A 22,043-nucleotide genomic window follows, 5' to 3' on the forward strand; every position below is an offset into this window, starting at 1 on the left:
AAAGCACAGGCTGATTCAGCCAGCTCAACGAATCAAGGGCGGCGGGTCTGGCCGTCGTCCTGCGGTGACATACCCAAACGCCGAACCCAGAAGAGTTCGTGCCGGCGAACCGACTTTCGAAAGAACTCGTCCTCTCCGGTACGAGGCCAGTGGCGCCCGGCTAGCAACCGCTGGATGGTGCGGCGCAAGCGGCGCTTGAACGGAGGACGGCCCTGCAGGTCATGTTGCATCCCCAGTGCCATAGCCTTGTCCATGCGCACGGAAGCATCCAGCAAAGGGCTCCACAACCCATCGGCCGGCAAAGGCTCGATGGCGGGTGGCAGCGCGATGCCATAACCCGCCGGGCCCATTGGCCAACGGTCGTTGTCGTGCAGGTGGTTGGCATAGAGCAGTAATGTCTGCGGCCGCCAGGCGCTGAGTTCGATCGCCTCCATCAACGCCCGCGTGCCCGCGATGTGGTCGCTGTGGGGGTCCAGCTCTGGATGCGGCGTGAGTACCACCTCGGGTCGATGATGTTCGAGCAGGTGAGTCAGGTCGGCCACCAGGTTACGCCATGTGGGCATGCCATCAACGTCACCCGGCAGGCTCAGGGCATTGAATCGACGGACTTCGCGGATATCGTTCTCGCCCGACTCCAGCGAACCGAAGCTCTGGGCCGGTGCCTTCGCCATGGCATCCAATTGCAGGCAGTAGTAGCCCAACTGAACACATTGCTGTTGTGCCACCCCGCCCCATAAAGGCACCGCCAGGCTGTCCCAACTGCGCAAGCGCCCCTTGAGACGAGCGGCTTGCGCAGGGTCCAGGCCCATATCGCGATAACGCTCAGCCTCGATCTCTCCTTGGGTGAGTGTAACGATAGCGACCTCTGGCGCGCGGCTGTATAGCCCGAAGGCCGCCAGTTCGGCATCGTCGGCATGTGGTGCGACGATCAGCAAACGCTGCTGGGCGAAATCCGGGTTGCTCAGGACATGCAACGTAGCCTGTGGCGCAACTTTGCAAAAACGACCGCGTAGCGCCAGGGTTCCGGACGCCAGTGCCTGCCCTTGCCCGGTCAGGTTGAGAAAGCGCTCTGCGCCAACCCCCCTCTCCAAGTCCTGACGGTCATCACCGATCAGAACCTGGGGATCAAGAAAATGCCCCAACCAGCTGCTTTTTACCCGTACCTGCAAGACCAGTGTCTGATGAGTATCGAACGCCCCCGCGACTTGCAGGCAACCTTCCCTCAGCGTGACAGGAAATTGCGGAGTGCCCGCCGGAAACTCATAGCGATAGTCATCACCGGGGGCATAGAACAGATGGTCGGAGAGCCAGGCCTCGTGCGCAACCCAGCCCACCGCAAGAAACACCACGAGCGACCACCACGACACCGTATAGCCAAGCAGCAACGCTGCCAACAATACGCCAACCAGCAGCAGGCGCTTGCGTTGACGATGACGTTTTAGCAATTGCTGCTTGCGTGCGCTCACGGTTTGTCTCTCTCGCTCATGGGTTGTGTCTTTGGTCAAACCTGATAGACCGGAACCCGCTTGCACCATCGGTCCTTGTATTCACGATCGGCACGGCCGAACGAGTAACGCAACGGCTTCCCAAGCGCCCGGGCATGCTCCCACTCGGCCTGGGTATTGACGTAACTGAGTACGCTGCCAGGGCTGAACTCGCGACTCTGCGGGTCAACCCCGCCGTTGATATATTCAAGGCTGACCCACTTGGGCGCCTCGACCCTATAGAGAATCTGGATGGCCACCGGCTCGTCATTCAGGTAGATCAGCGATCCGGTCATGAACTCACGCATCAGGCTAAACACCTCGGCCAGATGCGTCTTGCCAGGCGCCTCGAAATTCCATCGACGCTGGAACAAGTCGGCATAAACGGCGGCCTGTTCACTGGCGGACAACTCCAGTATCGACCGGATAATGCCACCGGCATCCTCAAGCAAGCGCTGCTCACGACGCTGGTTATAACGGAACTTCTTGCTGTACTCCTCAGGCTCCCGCGCCAGTGCCAGGCCTTCGGACTGCTCAGCGAGGCCGAGAACCAGTGGGGCATTGAGTTCCGATACATAGCGCATGCGGTGCCGCAGGCGAATCTGGGCGTCTTCACGGATGGGCAGGATGACCTCGGCATTGCCAAGATCGAGCATGCCCCGCTTGCCTTCACGCTTGAGCACATCCTTTGATAGCGCAACATGACGGCCCCACGTTGGCATGGCGGCACACAGTTGGCCGTTGGCAAACCATCCAAGGTAACGCACCGCGATACCCACCAACCCGGCCAGGCGTTCGACCACATCAGGGTGTGTCGCCACGCTGCCGCCGAACTCATGCCAGGCTCGGGCGTAAGCCGCAGCGTCTATGGGTGTCCAACCGCTTTCTCGCCAGGTCCGCCAATGACTCAGGATCAAACGAAGGACTCCTTCGCCGCCTCGTCAGTTTCCTCGACAAAATCCTTTTCGTGCAGGCGTGCGTAAAAGCCGTTCAATGCCAACAGCTCGGCATGTGTGCCTCGCTCGACAATACGGCCTTTATCCATCAGGAGAATAAGATCGGCCTTTTCAATGGTGGACAACCGGTGGGCAATTACCAGGGTGGTACGGCCCTTCATCACCTGGTCCAGGGCTGCCTGGATATGGCGCTCGGACTCAGTGTCCAGGGCCGACGTCGCCTCATCAAGAATCAGCAGCGGAGCATTCTTGAGCAAAGCCCGGGCAATCGCCAGACGTTGGCGCTGGCCACCCGAAAGCAAGACTCCGTTCTCACCCACCAAAGTGTCATACCCCTGAGGCATCTGCACGATGAACTCGGCCGCATAAGCGTCTTCAGCTGCCTTGCATACGTCTTCAAACGGTGCGCCGGCCAGGTCGCCATAGGCGATATTATTGGTAACAGTGTCGTTGAACAGCGTCACCTGTTGATTTACCAGGGCGATATGGCGGCGCAGGTTGGTCAGTCTGTATTGCTCGACATCCACTCCGTCCAGCAGTATCTGGCCCTTGTCATGGTGGTAGAAGCGCGGGATCAGATTGGCAAGTGTCGATTTGCCGCTGCCCGAGCGCCCAACCAATGCGACCATCTGGCCCTCTTCGGCAGTAAAGGAAACATCGTCGAGCACAAGCTTTTCCGTGCCAGGGTATTGGAAGCTCAGGTTGCGTACTTCCAAGCGGCCATTGATCCTGGCTATTTCCTGGGTACCCGTATCGACTTCCGGTTCTTCGTCGAGTTGCTCGAAAATGCTCTCCGCCGCCGCCAGCCCTTTTTGAATCGTGGCGCTGACCTCCGATAATTGACGGATAGGCTTAGGCAGCAACCCGGCGGCAGTTATGTAGGCAACCAGTTCTCCCGCCGAGGCATCGCCACGCAGGTAAAGCACCAGGTACATCAATACCGCCATGCCGATGTAGATCACCAACTGCAACATCGGCGTGTAGATCGATTGAGTACGGGTCATGCCCAGGCTGCGGTTCATGTTATCCGCGCTGGCCTTATGAAACCGTTCGATTTCGTAGTGTTCGCCGCCGAAGCTGCGTACCACCCGATAGCCTTGAATGGTTTCCGAAGCCACGTGTGTCACATCGCCCATCGCCACCTGGATTTTCTTGCTTTGCTTGCGGAATTTTTTGCTGGCACTGCTCACCAGGACGGCAATGACCGGCAATATCGCCAACAACACCAAAGTCATTTTCCAGTTGCTGTAGAGCAGGTAGCCGAACAGAAACACCACGGTCAGGCCTTCTCGGATGACTACCTTGATGGCATCGGTAGCGGCACCGGTGACCATGGTCACGTTGTAGGTAATGCGGGAAATCAGATGGCCAGAGTTATGGTTGTCAAAATAACGATTGGGCAAAGTCAGCAGGTTGTCGAACAACGCACAACGCAAGTCATGGACCACGCCCCGGGCGACCTTGGCGAGGTAGTAATTGCCAAGAAATGAACCGACGCCCTGGTAGACCGCAATCAGCACTATCAATAGCGGAACACCCAGTACTAGCGAGACCCCCATGAACTGGGTGTCATTTGGCTTTTGTAGCGCATCGAGAAAATGCTTGAGCATGTCCGCCAGCATCGGCTGGCTGGATGCGAACAACACGAAGCCAACGATACTGACAGCGAAAGCGCCCCAATACGGGAGTACGTATTTCAGCAATCGCAGGTAGATCTTCATGCTCGATTGCTGGTCGGAATTGGCCATTCGGTGCGCCTCGCACGTTTGAAAAGACAGACAGGCTGCGGATTGTAACAGCGAACCAACGACTAAATCGGCCCGCACAGGACGAAGGGCAGAACATGCGGAGGGACTTCTTCACCGCGCCGCCCCGTCAGCCAGCAGCAGGAATGCTCCGGGTGGAACTGCTGATTTCGGGAGTACCACGAGCAGCCAATACAATGCTCAACGCAATTGGCAGCCACGTGATGAACCAATCCGCGTTAGGTTTGAGCCATAGGCCAATGCCATCTGTCAGCAATGACGTGCCGGAGAAAACCCAGAGTATCAGCAACACTTGACCCAGCGGCTGCGCGCGTGAAACCCAACCACGCCAGCCAGCAGCCAGCCAGAGCGAACAAAACAATATCAGCCCAGGAACACCGAGACGTACACCGGTATCCAGAAAAAGGTTGTGGGGATGCTTGAATGACTGCGAGATTTCAGGAATTGGAATTAAATATTCATGGAAGCCCAACCCTGTCGCCCAATGCTCCACTATCAATCGAACACCAGCGCCCCACAGTTGTGGCCGATAGGAAATTCCGCGTTGCAATAGAATCTCGGGTTTGAATACAGCGATGAATGCGACCCCGGCAATGCCTAGAAAGATCAACGCTCCGGTCAGCCTCGACGGCCTGGCCACGCCTGTTACCAACAAACCGGCGGCCAAGCCTACCCATACACCGCGTGTCTGATTGAAGCCCAAAAACATCGCATATCCCAGGAAAGGAATGACCAACAGCATCATTGCCAAAGGACTGAAACGTTTGGTCTGCATCGTAAAAATGCCAATGATTGCGAGCGCCCCCACCGCATGCGCGGCCGGAATGGCGGTGTTCCATACGCCAATGGCAAGCACTCGTGCGCTAAAAGGCTGAGCGGCAAACTCATAGAAATAGATCCAGGAGGCCAAAGCAAAAAAACCGCCCAGGATCGACGCATACAACAACATCGATTCGAGCCGCCATTTACTGTTCTGTGCCGCCAGCAAAATGCCGAACAGCGTCAGCGTCACGTAGAGCGTAACTTTCGCCTTGCCGAAACCGCTGTCACCGCCCTCAACCAACAAGACCAATAACGTCCAAGCCATGAATAATGCAAAAAGCGCCCACTCCGGCTGCTTGAACAGCAGCCTGAAATCCCGATGGAACAACGCCAGCAAGGCGGGCAGCCACAGCAGGACAATCAACATCTGGTGATACATTTTATTGCTCGGCAGGACCCACGCCCCACAGAGCAGAACCAGAAAACCAATGGATGCCCATGCCACCAAGACATCCTTATCGATCAATCTTTTCATATTCCTCAGCATCCAACTTTACTCAATATCCGATCCGTAACTCGTTGAAGCTGGGCTCTATCCGCATTCTTCCAACCACCCTTGATACAGTAGTGCTCGGAAAGGTAGTGGAGAAAGTTGCGCCGCAAACGCTCATCGAGCGGCCACTTGGGAAATGCACGAGACAGTTCCAACACCCGCTCAGCGTTGTCGGCATGCATCACCAGGCCCTCGATGTTGAAAAAAGCCTGGCCCAGCGTGAGCACGGGCTTGCCCAACAACAAGCTTTCCAGCCCCACGGTCGAATTGATGGTAATCACGAACTGGCAGGCTTCGATCAGTTGCTGTGTGGCATTGCCATTGGCGAAGAGCAGGCGCTCATGACAGCGCTCGTGCAGCTCGGGATACGTCTCGCGGCTGGACGGATGCTCCTTGAAAACTACCGTCAGGCCAGTCTCTTTGACCAGGCGCTCGCCCAGCGCAAACATCTCGCGCATATTCCTGATCCACGGAGAGAACAGTCGAACCTGGCTGTCTCGATCATCCTGGAAGGGAATGAATATAAACTGCCCAGGTAGCGCAATCGGTGCCGGGCCGGTAGTACGAGGCGCACGGGGAATCAGCACCGCTGGCGCCTGGTCCTCTGGTACCGAATGCGGGTAATTGAGGTAGAAATCGGCTTCGCGCGGAACCGCATTCAGATAGTTCACGCCACGCGGGTCCACCGTCGTTGTATCGGGCAACAAACCATTCTCGAAAAAAAACGTCCTGCAGCCCGTCGGCGCGAGCGCCACCAACAATCGGCAATAACGATGAGAACCGTTCCAGAACGCCAATACATCAGGACGTTCCTGATCAAGCAAAGCCTGGGCGCGCAGTGCCATCCAAAAAAGTTCGAGGCGTAACAGCAAGCGATACAGAAGGCCGTCGTACTTGTTCTTGACTCGACGCTCCTCGCATTTTTCCTGGATCAAGCTCGACCAATCGATGCGCGAAACGACCCTGGAGATCAGCAGAGACCTTGGCCAAGGCATTTGTTGGGGAGTGACGACTTTACCCTGTAATTCGGTTTCGCTGAGCAAGCGATTGAAATAGAGGCCTTGATGCTTGGCCAAGGAAATGAACAGCGTTTTTGTCATGGAATTTCCAGAAAGACGGCGCCATGCAGGCCCTTACACAGAGCGAGCATCTTGGAAAATTGGCGCGACTATACCACAGCGGTTTTTGCAGCCCGCACACTGCGTTAACATATGCGGCTGCCCATCCCCTCGGGCCAAGCCCCGGAGCCTTGATGCAAACGCTCGACCATACTGTTTACCTCAGCCTGCGTGAAGGTGCCGATGTCCTCGAAGCTGACCGCCAGGGGGATAAAGTGCTGCGCTTGGCTGATGGTTCGATGTTCAAGCTGTTTCGCCGCAAGCGGCTGCTGACCTCCGCACTGTGGTCGCCCTACGCCAAGCGCTTCGCCGACAACTGCCAGATTTTGCAGGGGCGCGGCATCGAATGTCCGCAAATTCGCCACGTCTATCGCATTCCCTCAATTGAGCGTGACGCAGTCCATTACGACCCTCTGCCCGGCAGCACGCTTCGTCAGTTGCTGGGCAGCGACGACCTTGGCAATCTTCGCGCACAACTTGGTGAGTTCATGGCACGCCTGCATCAGAGCGGTATCTATTTTCGCTCGGCGCACCTGGGGAACGTCGTGCTGACGCCGGAAAACTCTTTGGGTTTGATTGATATAGCTGACCTGCGCAGCTATGGCAGACCATTGCGCAAAGGCCTGCGCCTACGCAATTTCAAGCATATGCTGCGCTATCGCCAAGACCGCGAATGGCTACTGCGCGACGACCAGTTTCTGCAGCACTACCTTAGTCACCAACAGACGTGCAGTGAACTGGAGCTTAGAACGGCGCTCAACATCTGATTTGCCGAAAATCGATGTCAACCGGCAGCGGGCAATCTGAAGGTTTCGAACTTTCGCTCGGGATTCACGCCTTGCAGCAAGCCTTCGATCAGCTCGACGGTTTTTGCCAGCCCTTGGGAGCCGTAGACCAAATGGTAATCGGCGAAACCTCGGGCCTTTTCCACGGACTCTGGATAATTGCGCTCGAGCGCTTGCAACTGATGAGAGAAAGCCCCCTCGTCACGCACCTGCGGTCCGAAAAACAAGGCGTGAGCAAAAATATCCTCATCACTGCCCGCATTTACGTAGATGACCGGCCGACCAGCCAAACCGGCTTCTATGCCGGCATTGGACATGATATTGACCACAACGCTAGCCCGCGCCAGAGCCTGGGCCAATGATTGATTGATATCCAGTAGCTCGATATTGGAGAAACGTGTAGCTGCATCGCTCCAGAATTGAGCCTTGCTGCGCGGATGGCGCTTGAACAGCACACGGTAGTGAGGATTGCGCCCAGCCCACTCACGCAGTAGCCGATAGGTTTCTTGATAACCGGACTCCTTCTCGCGGTCCGGCCCGACCCCCAGGATCAATAACGTCTTGATCGCTGGATCCGCAACAGGCAAATCATAAGTTTCATCGGCAAGGTACGAACCGAGCAGCACCACCGTCGACTCGCCAAACCGCAACGTCCGCTCTTGCAACGCCACCAATGAACTACGGCCAAAGACCCCGTAGTAATCGTAGTCATTCATTCCCAGGCGACGAGAGGATTCCAGCGTCGTCGCGTGGGCCAGATGCAGCAACCGGGCGCCACGCGCAGCCAATGCAAGACGCAGGAACGGCGCATGGAGACTGCCATTGCGCTCGTTGATCAGCACTTTTGGTTGATACGTCGTCACCAGCCACTGGGCGTGGGCGGCATAGACCAGATAACGTAGCGGCACGGACTGTGGCGGAGCCAAAAGCATGCGTTCGCTACAAGCATGCGAGGGCGATCGAAGCGCAGCCTCCATCAACCGACATCCTCGCTTGCGCAGTGCATCGATCAGGATATTCTTGCGCTGCAACGCCATGGATTTTGGCGCCGAATGCAGCAGCAGCACTTCACAGGGCGTGGCGTCTACCGAATCTCTCAAGCATGCCTTCGCACGCAGTCCGACCACCGTGTCGACCATCACATCACGAGACAGCCGCAACAAACTGCCAAGGCGACCATGACGCTGACGCAACAATTTCCAGCGATAGAGGTCCAGCTCACGAGCCTTTCGAGCCCAGCTGTCGTCGGCCTGGAAGGCAGCGTGATCAGGACTCGAAGCGCTCACTTGAACAACAACCGGACGGCCTTACGCGTGTAGGACCAGCGCATGATCGAAAAAAAGTTGGTACGTACGGCCCGGGCATAAAAAGCCTTTGCGCGAACGTAGTCCCCAGCGCTATAGCAGTCGCGGAACAAGGACAGGCAGCGCTGGGCGGTAAAGGCCTGACGCAGGTCCTGCAACTCCGCCGGCATCCGCGCAGGAGCAAACACCTCGTCCACCATCTCCACCCCCGCAGCCAGGCTTTGCTTGAGGTCATGTCGCATGCTGTCATCATGCTTGTGGATCAGCGCGAGCGGCTGATCCAATGTGGAACATGGAAAGCGCGCCAGCACTTGGGCAAATACAGGTATATCTTCGACGTTACGCAGGTGCAAAGGGTAATTGCCTGGCCCGAACACCTCGCGGTGCATGACGCAGGCTCCGTTGGACAGCGACACCGTCTTTTCCAGCAGATAGCCACGAACACGTTCACGCGGCGTCACCGGCAAGGGCGTGGCGCTGTGCTGGACGCGACGACCGTCGGAGAACACCGACCAGTGGCCGCCAATAATCAAACGACTCTCGGGATTATCGGCGACATGCCGGGCCACAGCCGCCAGCGCGCCCGGCGCCATCTCATCATCCGCATCAAGGAAGATCAGGTACTGGCCCCGGGCTTCCTCGATCCCACGGTTCCGCACCGACGACAGACCACCGTTGGGTTTGCGCAGGGCTCGAAAGGCCCCGGCATGCTCGACCAGCAACTGCTCTACAACTTGAGGCGTCGCATCAGTGGAGCCATCGTCGATCACCAGCAGCTCTGCCTGGGCTTCGCCCAACTGCGCAATGACAGAATTCACCGCTCGCGGCAATGTCTCGGCGTAGTTGTAAGCTGGAATGATGACACTGACCAACATCTCAGTCATAAACATCCACGCCGTCTTTGACCACCAGAATGTCTTCCATGATCAGGTACTGCAGGTCCGAACCGAAGAACATGTTCAGCGCGTCGGTCGGCGAGCAGATCATCGGTTCGCCGCGACGGTTGAGCGAGGTGTTCAGCGACACGCCGTTGCCGGTCAGGACTTCCAGGGCCTTCATCATGTCGTAGTAGCGCGGGTTGTATTCGCGCTTGAGCACCTGGGCCCGGGAGGTGCCGTCTTCGTGGACGACTTCCGGCACGCGGGTCTTCCATTCTTCGGCGACTTCGAAGGTGAAGGTCATGAACGGTGCCGGGTGATCGACCTTGATCATCTGCGGTGCAACGGTGTCGAGCATCGACGGGCAGAAAGGCCTCCAGCGCTCGCGGAACTTGATCTGCTCGTTGATACGATCGGCCACGCCGCTGGCGCTCGGGCAACCGATGATCGAACGACCGCCCAAGGCACGCGGGCCAAACTCCATGCGGCCCTGGAACCAGGCCACCGGGTTACCGTCGACCATGATCTTGGCGATGCGCTCGGGGGTGTTGTCGATCTTGCGCCACTCAGGCTTGCTCGGATGGCGGGCGCACGCCGCGATCACGTCTTCGTTGCTGTAGGCCGGGCCGAGGTAGACGTGTTCCATCTTCTCCACCGGCACGCCACGGGCATGGGACACATAAGCCGCCGCGCCTACCGCCGTACCGGCGTCGCCGGAAGCCGGTTGCACGAACAGCTCCTTGACGTCATCACGGGCGATGATTTTCTGGTTCAGCTTGACGTTCAACGCACAGCCACCGGCGAAGGCCAGCTTGCCGGTTTCCTTGAGCACGTCGCCCAGGTAGTGGTCGATCATCTGCAATGCGAGCTTCTCGAACAGCGCCTGCATGCTCGCCGCGTAGTGAATGTACGGCTCGTCGGCGATGTCGCCTTCACGTTTCGGGCCGAGCCATTCGATCAGCTTCGGCGAGAAGTAGAAGCCCTTGCCTTTCTCTTTATAGCGGCGCAGGCCGATCACGTTGGCGTAGTCGGTGTTGATCACCAATTCGCCGTTTTCGAACGAAGCCAGGCGCGAGAAATCGTACTTGCTGGCGTCGCCATAAGGCGCCATGCCCATGACCTTGAATTCGCCGTCGAGCATTTCAAAACCGAGGAACTCAGTGATCGCGCCGTACAGGCCACCCAGGGAGTCCGGATCGAAGAATTCCTTGATCTTGTGGATCTTGCCGTTTTCACCGTAGCCAAAGAAGGTCGTGGCGTATTCGCCCTTGCCATCGATGCCCAGGATCGCGGTTTTTTCCTGGAAGCCCGAGCAATGATAGGCACTGGAGGCGTGGGCCAGGTGGTGCTCGACCGGCTCGATCTTGATCTTTTTCGGATCGAAGCCCAGTTGCTCCAGGCACCAGACGATCTTGCGGCGATAGCGCTTGTAGCGACGGTTGCCCATCAGGATCGCATCGAGGGCGCGGTCCGGTGCGTACCAGTAACGCTTGGCGTAGTGCCAGCGAGCTTCGCCGAACAGACTGATCGGGGCAAACGGGATCGCCACCACATCGACATCGGAAGGCTTGATGCCGGCCTGTTCCAGACAGAACTTCGCCGACTCGTAGGGCATGCGGTTCTTTGCATGTTTATCGCGTACGAAGCGCTCTTCCTCGGCCGCCGCGATCAGCTTGCCGTCAATGTACAGCGCTGCGGAAGGATCATGGCTAAGGGCGCCGGACAGGCCAAGAATCGTCAATGCCACAGGGTCTAGCCTCTTATGTCTGCATACGGGCGACAAGCGCCGCGAAAATGAATGTGCCGCGCACCTAGGGGTGCGGGGCAGCTAAAGGGCGGGATTATAGCGTAAATGCGGCCTTAAGCCTCTAGCGATGAGTCGTAGGGTTTACACGGTCCGTGGCGAGGGAGCTTGCTCCCGCTCGGCTCTGTAGGAGCTGGCGAAGGCTCGGGCCGCGTTCGGACGATCTTTTGATCTTTCGCTTGAGACTCAAGTGCCTGGGGAAAGATCGCAGCCTAGCTTCGCTCGACAGCTCCTACAGGCGCAGCCCAGCGGGAGCAAGCTCCCTCGCCACAGTGATCGGTTACACGATAGCCGACGTGTTATCGACTGCCTTGGGCAAGCGCTCATCGATCACGCGATACAACGCACTGTCCTGCGGCCAATTGCGCATAAACCGCGCCCGATCCCGGGCATAGGCCTGGGCGAAGCTGGACTGGCTGCGGTGTTGGCACATCGAGTCGAGGTCGATCAACGCCCAACGATCGTCTTGCCAGAACAGGTTGTGCCCCTTGAAGTCGCCGTGACTGATGCGCTCGCGGATCAGATCAGCGAACAAGCGATCCAGCGCCAGCAGCTCAGTCTCGGGAGCCTCGCCGCTCTCGACGTAAGGGGCGAAGCGTTCGATGATGTCCGGGCCCGACAGGTGCTCGGTCACCAGGTAAGCCCCTCGGCGCAGCCAGAGGAAACGCTTTTCCAGCAGCGCCAGCGGCTTGGGCGTGGCGATGCCGAGGAATGCCAGTCGATGCCCCTCGCGCCAGGAATGCCAGGCGCGACTTGGACGCCAGAAGCGCTTGAGCCAATGGGCGAAGTTCTTGATGTTGTAGCGCTTGATCACCAGGGTGCGACCATTCGACTCGACCTTGCCGACACTGGCCGCGCCGCCCGTCTTGTACAGATGGCCCTGATCGAGCAGTGCATCGGCCTGTTCCAGCACCGGGACCATCGCGGCCTCTTCATCACGACGGATCGCTCGCAGCCCGAACGGTCCGCGCTGTACGCTGAACAGGCTGCACTCGCGCCCGACCTTTTCGAGAAAATCTTTCAGCCGCCATGTGTGCACTTTATCGATCTGTTTTTGCAGCGCCTCCATGGGCAAGGCGTGTTCGGCGTTGCCCAACAGGTAATACACCAGCAGTTCTTCATTGAACGGCTCGATGGATTTGGGAAGCTGGGCGAAGAACACCCCGAGGTTCTCCAATACCTTCTGCCGCGACAACGGCTGCCCCGGGGTTTCGGCGCGAATACCGGCGCCATCGATCAGATAGAGCTTGCCGCCGTGGCGCAGCAGGTTGTCCAGATGCAAGTCTTCTTGCCACAGGCCCTTGCCGTGGAGTTGCGCAATCGCACCCAGGGCCTCGGCCAACACTGCCGTTTGCTCGTCCGCCAACATTGGCAGGTGCTCGACCTGTTTCCAGGCGTCACCGAGGCTTTCGGCGTCCTCCAGCAGCTCGAACAGCAGCCAGCCACCCTCGCCCTCCTTCAAGCCATCGGCCAGCAGCAGCGGCGTCGTCAGTCCCTGCTCCGCCAGGAGGCGAACGCCTTGCAGTTCACGCTGGAAGTGCCGGGGCGCCTTGCTGCCCACCAGCAACTTGGCCAGCACCGGCCGACCACGCCAGATACCGGCACCGACGTAACGTTGGCCCGGCAACACTCGCAACAGTGAAAGCAATTGCAAACGCGCCGGACCGGCGGCATCGGCCAGCTCCACGCTCAGGGGCAGGCTAGGGCTGCGACCGGCGCTTTTCAATTCCGACAAATGCATCAGCGGGCCTCCTTATGGGTGCGTCGAGCCCTCAACCGGGTCATCCATTGATCCACCAGCGCACCGCCAAGGGGCTGGTCCAGATACGTAGACAGCAACTGGCGGACATCTTCTTCGCTCCAGATCCTGGCCCGGCGCAGCAAAGGCTCCAGGTCCTTGACTCGATCACGCTGGCCAAACAGCAGCGGCCGAGTCTTTTCGAGGTCGATCAATTGCGCCTGATAACCGTCGGCAGTGGCTTGCAGGAAGATGTGCTTGGGATAGAAGCAGCCATGCACCTGATGCATGCCGTGTAGGCGCCGCGCCAACTGCCCGCAAGCGTTGAGGACTGTGGAGCGCTGCTCTGCCGTCAGGCTTGGCCAGCGTTGCAACAGCGAGTCCAGGTCGTCCCAGCCATCCAGGGCACGGGTCAGCAAGACCGCTCGCACTTCGCCATGTACCTTGCGCTGGCCATAGAACACCGCTTGCAGGGCCGGAATCCCCAACTGGCGATACCGGCTGATGTTGCGAAACTCCCTGGAAAAACTGGGCTCGCCAAAAGGGTGCGAAAAGGTCCGGGTCAGGTAATTGCTCTGGCGCTTGAGGTAATAGCCCTGCCCTTCGAGCTCCAGCCGGAACACACTGCTCCAGCCGCCGCCTGCGGTATTGGGCTCATCGACGGCGTCCAGTTCTCGCGACCAAAGGGCCTCGAAGCTGTCCAGGCCATGACGTGCAAGCAACGCCCGGTCTTCAGCGGCCAGGAAATCAGTCATTCACGTCCCTCAAAAAATCTCACTACATGGCGGATGCGTTTTTTGTCACACGCATCGAGCCGGTCACGCTGGCGGTACTGCAGGTAGAAGCGCAGGCGCTGGGTGCTCGACAGGTGGCGCTTGGCAACCTTGTCAAGGCAGGCCAGGTCTTTGGTAATCCGGTACTTGAGCCAGAAGCCGCGCCAGAAATCGCCGTTCGGGCAATCGATCAGGAACAGCCGCGACTGGTCGTCTATCAGCAGATTGCGCCACTTCAGGTCGTTATGGGTGAAGCGGTGATCGTGCATGATCCGGGTATAACCGGCCAGTTGACGGCTGACACCATCGACCCAGGCGCGGTCGCCCAGGCGCGGATCGCGCCGATTAGCCAGCGCTGAAAGATCTTCGGTTCGAGGCAGCTCACGGGTGATCATTGCCCCGCGATCGTACGCCGCGCCACGTCGCTCCAGGCCCCAGGCAACAATCTCGGCCGTGGGAATCCCCCACTTGGCGAATCGCTTGAGGTTCTGCCACTCGGACTTGACCCGGGGCTTGCCCAAGTAGCGCCGCAAGCCTTTGCCGGCACCAACGTAGCGCTTGACGTAATAGTTCACGCCGTTGCGCTGTATGCGGATCACCTCCGACAGTGGATCGCGGGTCAGACGCTCTCCCTGCAGGGCAAATACCGCATCGAGGCTGCCGAAATCCTGCGCCAGTTCAGCGTAGGCCGGCTCCAGGTTCCAACCCGACATCAGAGCGCATCCCCGTACCGCTGCTTGCGGTCATACAGCTTGTTGGCCTTGCCTTCGAGCCACGCCAGCAACGAAGCCTCTTCAGCCAGGACCTGGCGCAGCGGCTGCTGAAAGTAACCCTTGAGGAAGCGCAGCTTGTCACGACGGGTCAGGCCGATGTCCAACGCCGAGAAATACAGGGCCGCCAGGTCCTTGTTACGCCAGCGGGTGGTAATGGCCGGGCGGGTCTGGGCGCGGTGCAAGTCGATCACCGAGAGCTTGAAATCCTCGGGCGTCACCGGCTTGTCGGTGTGGAGCAGGAAGTGGCAGATATAGCAGTCACGGTGGTTAACGCCGGCGCGGTGCATCATGCCGGTCATGCGCGCCACTTCGGCGATCAGGGCGCGCTTGAGCTTGGGCGGCGGCGCTTGCTTGACCCACTCGATGCTGAAATCTTCAAGGCTGATGGTCGGCGCCAGCTCTTCGGTGATGATAAATGAATGCTGGTCCGCCGGATTGCTGCCCTTCTCGCCGTAGGCGACGGCCGTCATGGTCGGCACGCCGACTTCTTGCAGGCGCTGGATGGCCTTCCATTCCTGGCCCGCACCGAGCACCGGCAGCTTGGCGGTCAGCAAGTTCTTGAAGATCTCGCCCCAGCCAATGCCACGGTGGATCTTCACGAAAAAGCCGCGACCGTCCACCTCCGTGCGCAGGGTGCGCCGGGCTTCGAGCTCACGGTAGACCTCGCCCTGGAGCGCTTCGACTTCGGCGAACGCATCGCGTCCGGCCCAAAGGCTCTTGAACGGTTCGGCCAGCATCAATTTCATCAAGCGTGCTCCGCCAATATCACATCGGCCGCGTGCTGCGGCATGCTGTAGAGGTCGGCCGTCTCGGCGAAGGCCAGACCGTTGCGACTCCAGGTTGCCCGGGCATCGGCATCACTCAACATCCGCCCCAGGTACTCGGTGAGCTGCGCTTGTTCGAACGGCTCGTCCAGCACCAGGCCACTGTCGGCCTCGGCGATGTAGTGGGCGTACCCACACACCGCGCTGACCAGCACCGGCAATCCGGCCACCAGCGCTTCAAGCAAGACAGTGCCGGTGTTTTCGTTGTACGCCGGATGGATCAACAGGTCGGCGCCCAGCAGGAAACGCGGGATGTCACTGCGCCCCTTGAGGAACCGCACGTTGTCACCCAGACCCAGCGCGGCGCTCTGCAGTTGGAATACTTTGGGGTCGTCCTGGCCAATTACAAACAGTCGGGTGCGTTTTCTCAATTGCGCGGGCAACGCGGCCAGGGCCTTGAGGCTGCGATCCACGCCCTTGGTCTTGAACCCGGAACCGATCTGCACCAGCAACAGATCGTCGTCGGCCAGCTCGAATTCGGCCCGGAACGCGGCACGGATTTCGTCAGCGTCGGCAGGCCGGCGGCGGTCCTGGGCGATGCCCGGCGGCAGCAGGTGAAAACGTTCCAGTGGCGTGCCGTAGTGCTTGATGAACAGCGGTTGCTGGACTTCGGAGATCATCAGCACGTCGGTCTTGGCGTCCTTGGCGAACACCGCCCGCTCGTACTCGGCGAAATGCCGGTAGCGGCCCCAGCGCCGGTACAGCGAATTGCGCAGGTTTTGCGCCTTGTCTTCGAAGCAGCCATCGGCGGCGTAGTACACGTCCAGGCCGGGCATCTTGTTGAAGCCGATCAAGCGGTCCACCGGGCGCTTGGCCAGGTCCGCTTCCATCCACGCGCTGAGTTTCTCGTTGCGGCGATGATTGAACAACGCCTTGACCGGCGCCACCAGCACTTCGAAGCCGGGCGGCACGTCGCCTTCCCAGATCAGCGTGTAGACGCGGATCTGGTGACCGCGCCGCTGGCACTCCAGGGCGATGCGCATGAAGTCACGCTGCAGGCCGCCGAAAGGGAAATATTTGTAAAGGACAAAAGCCAATTGCATCAGCGCGGCTCCTCAGCCAATAACGTGCTCAGGTGGCTGGCGACACGCTCGGGATTCAGACGCGTGAAGCACAGGGGCTGCTCGCGTTTCAGGTCGAACCGCCGGGCATCCTCGGCGGTGGGTGGATAAGTGCATTGCTTCTGCATGCAGGGCGCGCAAGGGAAATCACTGGCGAGGTGAATCTGGCCCTTGCCATAGGCGCCGGTGAGCACCGGATTGGTCGGGCCAAGCAGAGAAATGGTCGGCACGTCGAGGGCCGCGGCCAGATGGCCAAGACCGGTGTCCACCGCCACGCAAGCCTGGGCGCCGGCGAGCACCTTGCCCATGCCGCCGAGGTTCAACTTCGGCAATACCAGGGCATTGCGCAGCCCATTTGCAATGCGCTCGGCCCGGGCCTTCTCGGCCGGGCTGCCCCAGGGCAGTTTCACCACGACGCCGAACTGGCCCATGCGCTCGGTGAGCTGGCGCCAGTAAAGCTCGGGCCAGTGCTTGGACTCCCACGTCGTGCCGTGCAGGAATACCACGTAGGGATAGGGCCGTGGCAATTCCACCAGGCGGTCGATGTCGAGGCCATAGTTACCCTGGGTTTGCGGCAAGTCATAGCCCAGCGCCAGGGCGAATAACTGACGCACGCGCTCGACCGCATGCTGACCGCGAGCCACTGCCAGGCGCCGCGAATAGAAACGCGCCGCCAAGGGTTCGCGAGCCGAGTCTTTATCCAGGCCGGCGACCGGCGCCTTGACGTAGCGAGTCAGCCAGGCGCTTTTCAACAGGCCCTGGGCATCGATCACCAGGTCGTATTTGTCGGCGCGCATGCTCTGCTTGAAACGCCGCCATTCGCCACTCTTGATGGTTTGCCAGAGGTTCTTGCGCCAGCGCCGTATCGCCACTGGAATGACCTTGCCCACGGCCGGGTGCCAGGTGGGAATTTCGGCGAAGCCTTCTTCCACCACCCAATCGAACTTGATGCCCGGAATAGCCCGCGCCGCATCGCTCAGCGCTGGCAACGTATGGACCACGTCCCCCAACGAAGAAGTCTTGATCAGCAATACCCGCAAGTTACCGGACCTCCACGGGTGTGCCCTGCAAACGCTCCAGGGCTTCATTCACCGATGGCGGCATGAGCTGGCGCAGGCAGTTGTAGTGACCGAAGCGGCAGGTGCGATCGAAGCATGGACTGCATTCGATGCCCAGGCGCACGACTTCGACCTTGTCCGCCAACGGCGGGGTGAAGCCTGGGGAAGTGGAGCCGTAGACCGCCACCAACGGACGGTTCAGCGCGGCGGCCACGTGCATCAGGCCGGAGTCGTTGGACACCACCGAATCAGCGCAGGACAGCAGGTCGATGGCCTCGGCCAGGGAAGTGTCACCGCTGAGATTGACCGACTCTTCCCGCAGGCCGGGGATCAGCCGCGAGCGGATGTCTTCGCCCACCGAGTGGTCGTTTTTCGAACCGAACAGCCAGACTTGCCAGCCTTCGCGAATCTTCGCCTCGGCGACTTGGGCGTAATGCTCCGCCGGCCAACGCTTCGACTCGCCGAACTCGGCGCCAGGGCACAGGGCCAATACCGGGCGATCCAGGGTCAGGCCGAACTTGGCCAGGGCCGCTTCACGCGTCACCGGGTCGATCTGCAGACTCGGCCGAGGATACGGCTTGGGCAACTCGGCGCCCGGCTCGTAGGCCAGGGCCATGAAGCGCTCGATCATCAGCGGGTAGCGGTCTTTGTCCAGGGCGCGCACGTCATTGAGCAGGCCGTAGCGAAATTCGCCACGCCAGCCGGTGCGCTTGGGAATATCGGCAAAAAACGGCACCAGCGCCGATTTCAACGAATTGGGCAGCAGGATCGCCTGGTCGTACTGGCCGACCAGGGATTTGCCGATACGCCGGCGGGTCGCCAGCTCCAGCACGCCATGGCCGAGCGGGAAGCTCAAGGCCTTGCGCACCTCGGGCATGCGCTCAAGGATCGGCCGGCTCCACTCCGGGGCCAGGACGTCGATTTCGCACTGCGGGTGACGCTGCTTGAGGCACTGGAACAGTGTCTGCGCCATCACCATGTCACCGACCCAACTGGGCCCAACGATCAGAATATTCATGTGGCTTCCAAAAACGATACGGGGAGGCCTACGCCTCCCCGCCTCGAGAATCACTGTGGCTTAGGTCGTTGCCTGTGGCCCTAATCTACAACACACCGCCAATCAACTGTGGGGGGCGACTTACTTGCGACGGAGCCAGCCCATTCAACACCTATGTCGCCTGACCCACCGCTATCGCGGGCAAGCTCGCTCCCACAAGGGACCTGCATCTGTCCTCAGCACGGTGCAACACCGCCAATCCACTGTGGGAGCGAGCTTGCTCGCGATGAGGCCTGTACATCCAACATCAATGTTGCCTGACGCTCCGCTATCGCGAGCAAGCCCGCTCCCACATTTATTCAATACTCAGCTCAGTCCCAGCTCCCGCCAGATCCGCATCACCTGCCGGCGCTCGTCCACGAACTGGTCGCCTGCGATCACCCCGGCGTCTTTCTGCAAGGCCTGGCGATGGGCGGCGGAGCGGTAGGCCTTGTAGGCCTCGCGCAACAGCGTGGCATCTTCGGCAGGCATCAACCCGACCTCCTGCAGCCCGTCCAGGATGCGGATGTTATCGGTGTAGCGCACCAGCGAAGGATGCTCCTCGGACCACGCCAGAGCCGCGTATTGCACCATAAATTCAATATCGACGATACCTCCGGCATCTTGCTTGAGGTCGAAGGGTGCCGTGGCTTCGAAGGCATTCGGCGCGGTCCCGGCGGCGGTGGCCTTGCTGCCAAGGTTGTCGCGCATCTTGGCGCGCATTTCGCTCACCTCCTGGCGCAGCGTCGGCAGGTCCCGCTTGCGTCCCAACACCTGGACGCGAACTTTCTCGAAGGCCTGGCCCACATCCTGGCTACCCACCAGCACCCGCGCGCGCACCAACGCCTGATGCTCCCAAGTCCAGGCTTCGTTCTCCTGGTAGCGGGCAAACGCCCCCAAGGAGCTGACCAGCAAACCCGATGCGCCGGATGGTCGCAAACGCATGTCCACTTCATATAGCTGCCCGGAGTTGGTCTGGGCCGTCAGCAGGTGGATGATCCGCTGGCCGAGCCGGGTAAAGAACTGGGCACCGTCGATGGGTTTCGGGCCATCGGTTTCCGCCTGCGGATCGCCATCGTGGATAAACACCAGGTCCAGGTCGGAACCATGCCCCAACTCCAAACCGCCGACCTTCCCATAACCGACAATAATGAACCCCGGATCGCACAAGCTGCCGTCGGTACGCAACGGCACGCCATGCTTGGCCGCGGTCTGGCGCCAGGCGAGCGCCAGCACTTGTTCGAGAATCGCCTCGGCCAGCCAGGTCAGGTAATCGCTGACTTTCATCAAAGGCAGGCTGCCGGCGATTTCCGAAGCCGCCACCCGCAGACGGTGGGCCAGCTTGAAGTGCCGCAACGCCTCCATCTGTTGCTCCAGATCATCCTCGGGAATACGCGTCAGGCGTTCACGAAGCTCCGCCGCCAACTCTGGCGCCAAGGGCGGCTTGAACAAGCGACCTTCGTTGAGCAATTCATCGAGCAGCAAGGGGAAACGGGTGATTTGTTCAGCGATCCACGGACTCGCCGCGCACAGCGTCAGCAAGCGACGCAGTGCACCGGGGTTTTCTGTCAGCAACACCAGATAAGCCGAGCGACGAGCCACGGCCTCCACCAACGGCAATACCCGCTCCAGCACCAGGTCCGGATCAGCATGTTCCACCGCCTGGGCCAGCAGGCGCGGAATGAAGGCGTCCAGGCGCTCACGTCCCAGGCGCTGCATGGCGCGTAACTGCGGACTCGAGCGCAGCGCCGCAAGGGCCTTCAGTGCCTTGGACGCATCGGCGAAACCGCCTTCTTCCAACTGGCGACACGCCGCTTCCTCATCCTGGCTGTCTTCCCACAGCGGCAACCATTCGCCCCCCACCGCCACTTCGCCTTCGCTGCCCTCTTCTTCATCGGGATCGGCGATGACCTGGCCAAAATGCCAGGCCACGCGCCCGCGCCAGTACATCAGTTGTTCGTGAAACGCACTCCAATCAGCAAAGCCCAGCATGAACGCAATGCGCGCCTGATCCTGGGCACTGTCCGGCAGCATCTGGGTCTGGCGGTCGGCGATGGCCTGGATCGCATGTTCGGTATAACGCAGGAACTCATAACCTTGGCGCAGCTCATCAATCACCTTGGCCGGCAAGTACCCCTGCCCCTCCAGCGTGCTTAACACTTTGAGCAGCGGCCGCTGCTGCAAGCTCAAGTCGCGACCGCCGTGGATCAACTGGAACGCCTGGGCAATGAACTCCACCTCGCGAATGCCGCCCGAACCCAGCTTGATGTTGTCGGCCATGCCCTTGCGCCGCACTTCTTGCTGGATCAACTGCTTCATGGTGCGCAGCGCTTCGATGGCGGAAAAATCCAGGTAACGGCGATAGACGAACGGGCGCAGCATGTCGAGCAGTTGCGCGCCGGCCACCTGGTCGCCCGCCACCACCCGCGCCTTGATCATGGCGTAGCGTTCCCAGTCGCGCCCCTGGTCCTGGTAATACTGCTCCAGCGCGTTGAAGCTCAGCACCAGCGCACCGGCCGAGCCGTAGGGACGCAGGCGCATGTCGACGCGGAACACAAAGCCATCGACGGTCATCGGGTCGAGGGCCTTGATCAGGCGCTGGCCGACGCGGATGAAAAACTCCTGGTTATCCAGCGGCCGCTTGGCGCCGACGGTTTCGCCGCCCTCGGGGTAGGCGAAGATCAGGTCGATGTCCGACGACAGGTTCAGCTCCACCGCGCCGAGCTTGCCCATGCCCAGGATGACCATCTGCTGCGGCTCGCCACTGCGTCGACCGGTGGGTGTGCCGAACTGTTGGCTGAGACGCTGATACAACCATTGATAGGCTTGGTCGATGCAGGTGTCGGCCATGTCCGAGAGGTCCCGGCAGGTCTGGACCAGATCGGCCTGGCGGGTCAGGTCACGCCAGATGATCCGCACCTGCTGGCGGGTACGCTGGCGACGGAGGACGCGGCCCAGTTCGTCTTCGGTTTCGGCGGCCTGTACGGCGGCACCAATCTGCGCGCACATTTCACCGGGCGCCAGGCTGCGGTCCAGTTCGCCGCTGCGCACCAGTGCCAACAGCATCAAAGGATCTCGTACACTTTGCTCGATGACGAAGTCACTGGCGGCGGTAACGCGGTTGAACTCGGCCCAACGCTGCGGCGTCCAGGTCGACAATCCATGATCGTCGTCAAGGAGCGCGACCGCCGCGCGGAACGACTGCTCGGCGCGACTGACCAATGACTGGAGAATTGCCGGCATTTCGGCAAGCGAGGGCAGGCTCATGGTCTATCCTTGATCGGCGCGGGAAAGGCTGGATGTAGTGTTTTTACAGAAGACACTACCTGATCGACTGTCGAACAAAGATGATAAATAGCTGATTTTCTGA

General features: G+C 60.1%; 17 protein-coding genes. 1 reads left to right on the plus strand and 16 read right to left on the minus strand.

Annotated elements, in window-relative coordinates; translation table 11 throughout:
• Positions 1-32: 32 nt before the first annotated feature.
• The 5 genes from Q7C33_RS24245 to Q7C33_RS24265 all read right to left on the minus strand — a co-directional run bounded on the left by Q7C33_RS24245 (position 33) and on the right by Q7C33_RS24265 (position 6,621).
• Positions 33-1,466, minus strand: a complete 1,434-nt coding sequence (locus tag Q7C33_RS24245; RefSeq protein ID WP_407684280.1) for a PIG-L deacetylase family protein — start codon at positions 1,464-1,466, stop codon at positions 33-35.
• Positions 1,467-1,501: 35 nt separating this feature from the next.
• Entirely contained in the window at positions 1,502-2,398 is an 897-nt protein-coding gene (locus Q7C33_RS24250) for a GNAT family N-acetyltransferase (RefSeq protein ID WP_030140202.1), read from the minus strand.
• Complete coding sequence (msbA, locus tag Q7C33_RS24255) at positions 2,398-4,188, minus strand: lipid A export permease/ATP-binding protein MsbA (RefSeq protein WP_030140203.1); 1,791 nt, start codon at positions 4,186-4,188, stop codon at positions 2,398-2,400. Before msbA ends, Q7C33_RS24250 begins: the two co-directional genes overlap by 1 nt.
• A gap of 127 nt (positions 4,189-4,315) precedes the next feature.
• Positions 4,316-5,503, minus strand: coding sequence for an O-antigen ligase family protein (locus Q7C33_RS24260; protein WP_187293325.1), 1,188 nt, complete (start codon positions 5,501-5,503; stop codon positions 4,316-4,318).
• A 5-nt stretch (positions 5,504-5,508) separates the two neighbouring features.
• Positions 5,509-6,621, minus strand: coding sequence for a capsular polysaccharide export protein, LipB/KpsS family (locus tag Q7C33_RS24265; protein ID WP_258648772.1), 1,113 nt, complete (start codon positions 6,619-6,621; stop codon positions 5,509-5,511).
• A 152-nt stretch (positions 6,622-6,773) separates the two neighbouring features.
• On the opposite strand from Q7C33_RS24265, the gene Q7C33_RS24270 reads away from it, so the two are divergent.
• Positions 6,774-7,406: a phosphotransferase gene (locus tag Q7C33_RS24270; protein ID WP_030140206.1), complete on the plus strand. Its 633-nt coding sequence runs from the start codon at positions 6,774-6,776 to the stop codon at positions 7,404-7,406.
• Between the two features lie 17 nt (positions 7,407-7,423).
• Here Q7C33_RS24270 and Q7C33_RS24275 read toward each other — a convergent pair whose 3' ends face one another.
• The 11 genes from Q7C33_RS24275 to glnE form a co-directional block, all read right to left on the minus strand.
• Positions 7,424-8,710 carry a capsule biosynthesis protein gene (locus tag Q7C33_RS24275; RefSeq protein WP_407684281.1) on the minus strand — a complete coding sequence of 429 codons (1,287 nt, stop codon included), beginning with the start codon at positions 8,708-8,710 and terminating at the stop codon, positions 7,424-7,426.
• Positions 8,707-9,612, minus strand: coding sequence for a glycosyltransferase family 2 protein (locus Q7C33_RS24280; protein WP_030140208.1), 906 nt, complete (start codon positions 9,610-9,612; stop codon positions 8,707-8,709). Before Q7C33_RS24280 ends, Q7C33_RS24275 begins: the two co-directional genes overlap by 4 nt.
• Positions 9,605-11,353: a carbamoyltransferase family protein gene (locus Q7C33_RS24285; protein ID WP_407684282.1), complete on the minus strand. Its 1,749-nt coding sequence runs from the start codon at positions 11,351-11,353 to the stop codon at positions 9,605-9,607. The genes Q7C33_RS24280 and Q7C33_RS24285 overlap by 8 nt, the downstream gene beginning before the upstream one ends.
• Before the next feature lie 337 nt (positions 11,354-11,690).
• Entirely contained in the window at positions 11,691-13,151 is a 1,461-nt protein-coding gene (locus Q7C33_RS24290; RefSeq protein ID WP_407684283.1) for a lipopolysaccharide kinase InaA family protein, read from the minus strand.
• Positions 13,151-13,903, minus strand: coding sequence for a lipopolysaccharide kinase InaA family protein (locus Q7C33_RS24295; protein ID WP_030140211.1), 753 nt, complete (start codon positions 13,901-13,903; stop codon positions 13,151-13,153). The genes Q7C33_RS24290 and Q7C33_RS24295 overlap by 1 nt, the downstream gene beginning before the upstream one ends.
• The gene (locus Q7C33_RS24300) at positions 13,900-14,634 is read right to left on the minus strand and encodes a lipopolysaccharide kinase InaA family protein (RefSeq protein WP_030140212.1); all 735 of its coding nucleotides are present in this window, start codon (positions 14,632-14,634) and stop codon (positions 13,900-13,902) included. The genes Q7C33_RS24295 and Q7C33_RS24300 overlap by 4 nt, the downstream gene beginning before the upstream one ends.
• Positions 14,634-15,440 carry a lipopolysaccharide core heptose(I) kinase RfaP gene (gene rfaP / locus Q7C33_RS24305; RefSeq protein WP_030140213.1) on the minus strand — a complete coding sequence of 269 codons (807 nt, stop codon included), beginning with the start codon at positions 15,438-15,440 and terminating at the stop codon, positions 14,634-14,636. The genes Q7C33_RS24300 and rfaP overlap by 1 nt, the downstream gene beginning before the upstream one ends.
• Positions 15,440-16,561 carry a glycosyltransferase family 4 protein gene (locus Q7C33_RS24310; protein WP_030140214.1) on the minus strand — a complete coding sequence of 374 codons (1,122 nt, stop codon included), beginning with the start codon at positions 16,559-16,561 and terminating at the stop codon, positions 15,440-15,442. The genes rfaP and Q7C33_RS24310 overlap by 1 nt, the downstream gene beginning before the upstream one ends.
• On the minus strand, positions 16,561-17,619 hold the full coding sequence (gene waaC / locus Q7C33_RS24315) for a lipopolysaccharide heptosyltransferase I (RefSeq protein ID WP_030140215.1): 1,059 nt from the start codon (positions 17,617-17,619) through the stop codon (positions 16,561-16,563). The genes Q7C33_RS24310 and waaC overlap by 1 nt, the downstream gene beginning before the upstream one ends.
• 1 nt (position 17,620) lies before the next feature.
• Entirely contained in the window at positions 17,621-18,655 is a 1,035-nt protein-coding gene (gene waaF, locus Q7C33_RS24320; RefSeq protein WP_030140216.1) for a lipopolysaccharide heptosyltransferase II, read from the minus strand.
• Positions 18,656-19,000: 345 nt separating this feature from the next.
• Positions 19,001-21,940, minus strand: coding sequence for a bifunctional [glutamate--ammonia ligase]-adenylyl-L-tyrosine phosphorylase/[glutamate--ammonia-ligase] adenylyltransferase (gene glnE / locus Q7C33_RS24325; RefSeq protein WP_198797237.1), 2,940 nt, complete (start codon positions 21,938-21,940; stop codon positions 19,001-19,003).
• Positions 21,941-22,043 lie beyond the last annotated feature (103 nt).

Origin of the sequence: Pseudomonas sp. BP11-1-1 (genome assembly GCF_052112105.1) — a bacterium.
In the GTDB taxonomy this organism is placed as follows: Bacteria; Pseudomonadota; Gammaproteobacteria; order Pseudomonadales; family Pseudomonadaceae; genus Aquipseudomonas; species Aquipseudomonas alvandae.

Excerpts from the sequence above, each read along its gene's own strand:
- msbA (WP_030140203.1), bottom strand. The coding sequence starts at position 4,188 with ATGGCCAATTCCGACCAGCAATCGAGCATGAAGATCTACCTGCGATTG.
- Q7C33_RS24260 (WP_187293325.1), bottom strand. The coding sequence starts at position 5,503 with ATGAAAAGATTGATCGATAAGGATGTCTTGGTGGCATGGGCATCCATT.
- Q7C33_RS24265 (WP_258648772.1), bottom strand. The coding sequence starts at position 6,621 with ATGACAAAAACGCTGTTCATTTCCTTGGCCAAGCATCAAGGCCTCTAT.
- Q7C33_RS24270 (WP_030140206.1), top strand. The coding sequence starts at position 6,774 with ATGCAAACGCTCGACCATACTGTTTACCTCAGCCTGCGTGAAGGTGCC.
- Q7C33_RS24280 (WP_030140208.1), bottom strand. The coding sequence starts at position 9,612 with ATGACTGAGATGTTGGTCAGTGTCATCATTCCAGCTTACAACTACGCC.
- Q7C33_RS24290 (WP_407684283.1), bottom strand. The coding sequence starts at position 13,151 with ATGCATTTGTCGGAATTGAAAAGCGCCGGTCGCAGCCCTAGCCTGCCC.
- Q7C33_RS24295 (WP_030140211.1), bottom strand. The coding sequence starts at position 13,903 with ATGACTGATTTCCTGGCCGCTGAAGACCGGGCGTTGCTTGCACGTCAT.
- Q7C33_RS24300 (WP_030140212.1), bottom strand. The coding sequence starts at position 14,634 with ATGTCGGGTTGGAACCTGGAGCCGGCCTACGCTGAACTGGCGCAGGAT.
- rfaP (WP_030140213.1), bottom strand. The coding sequence starts at position 15,440 with ATGAAATTGATGCTGGCCGAACCGTTCAAGAGCCTTTGGGCCGGACGC.
- Q7C33_RS24310 (WP_030140214.1), bottom strand. The coding sequence starts at position 16,561 with ATGCAATTGGCTTTTGTCCTTTACAAATATTTCCCTTTCGGCGGCCTG.
- waaF (WP_030140216.1), bottom strand. The coding sequence starts at position 18,655 with ATGAATATTCTGATCGTTGGGCCCAGTTGGGTCGGTGACATGGTGATG.
- glnE (WP_198797237.1), bottom strand. The coding sequence starts at position 21,940 with ATGAGCCTGCCCTCGCTTGCCGAAATGCCGGCAATTCTCCAGTCATTG.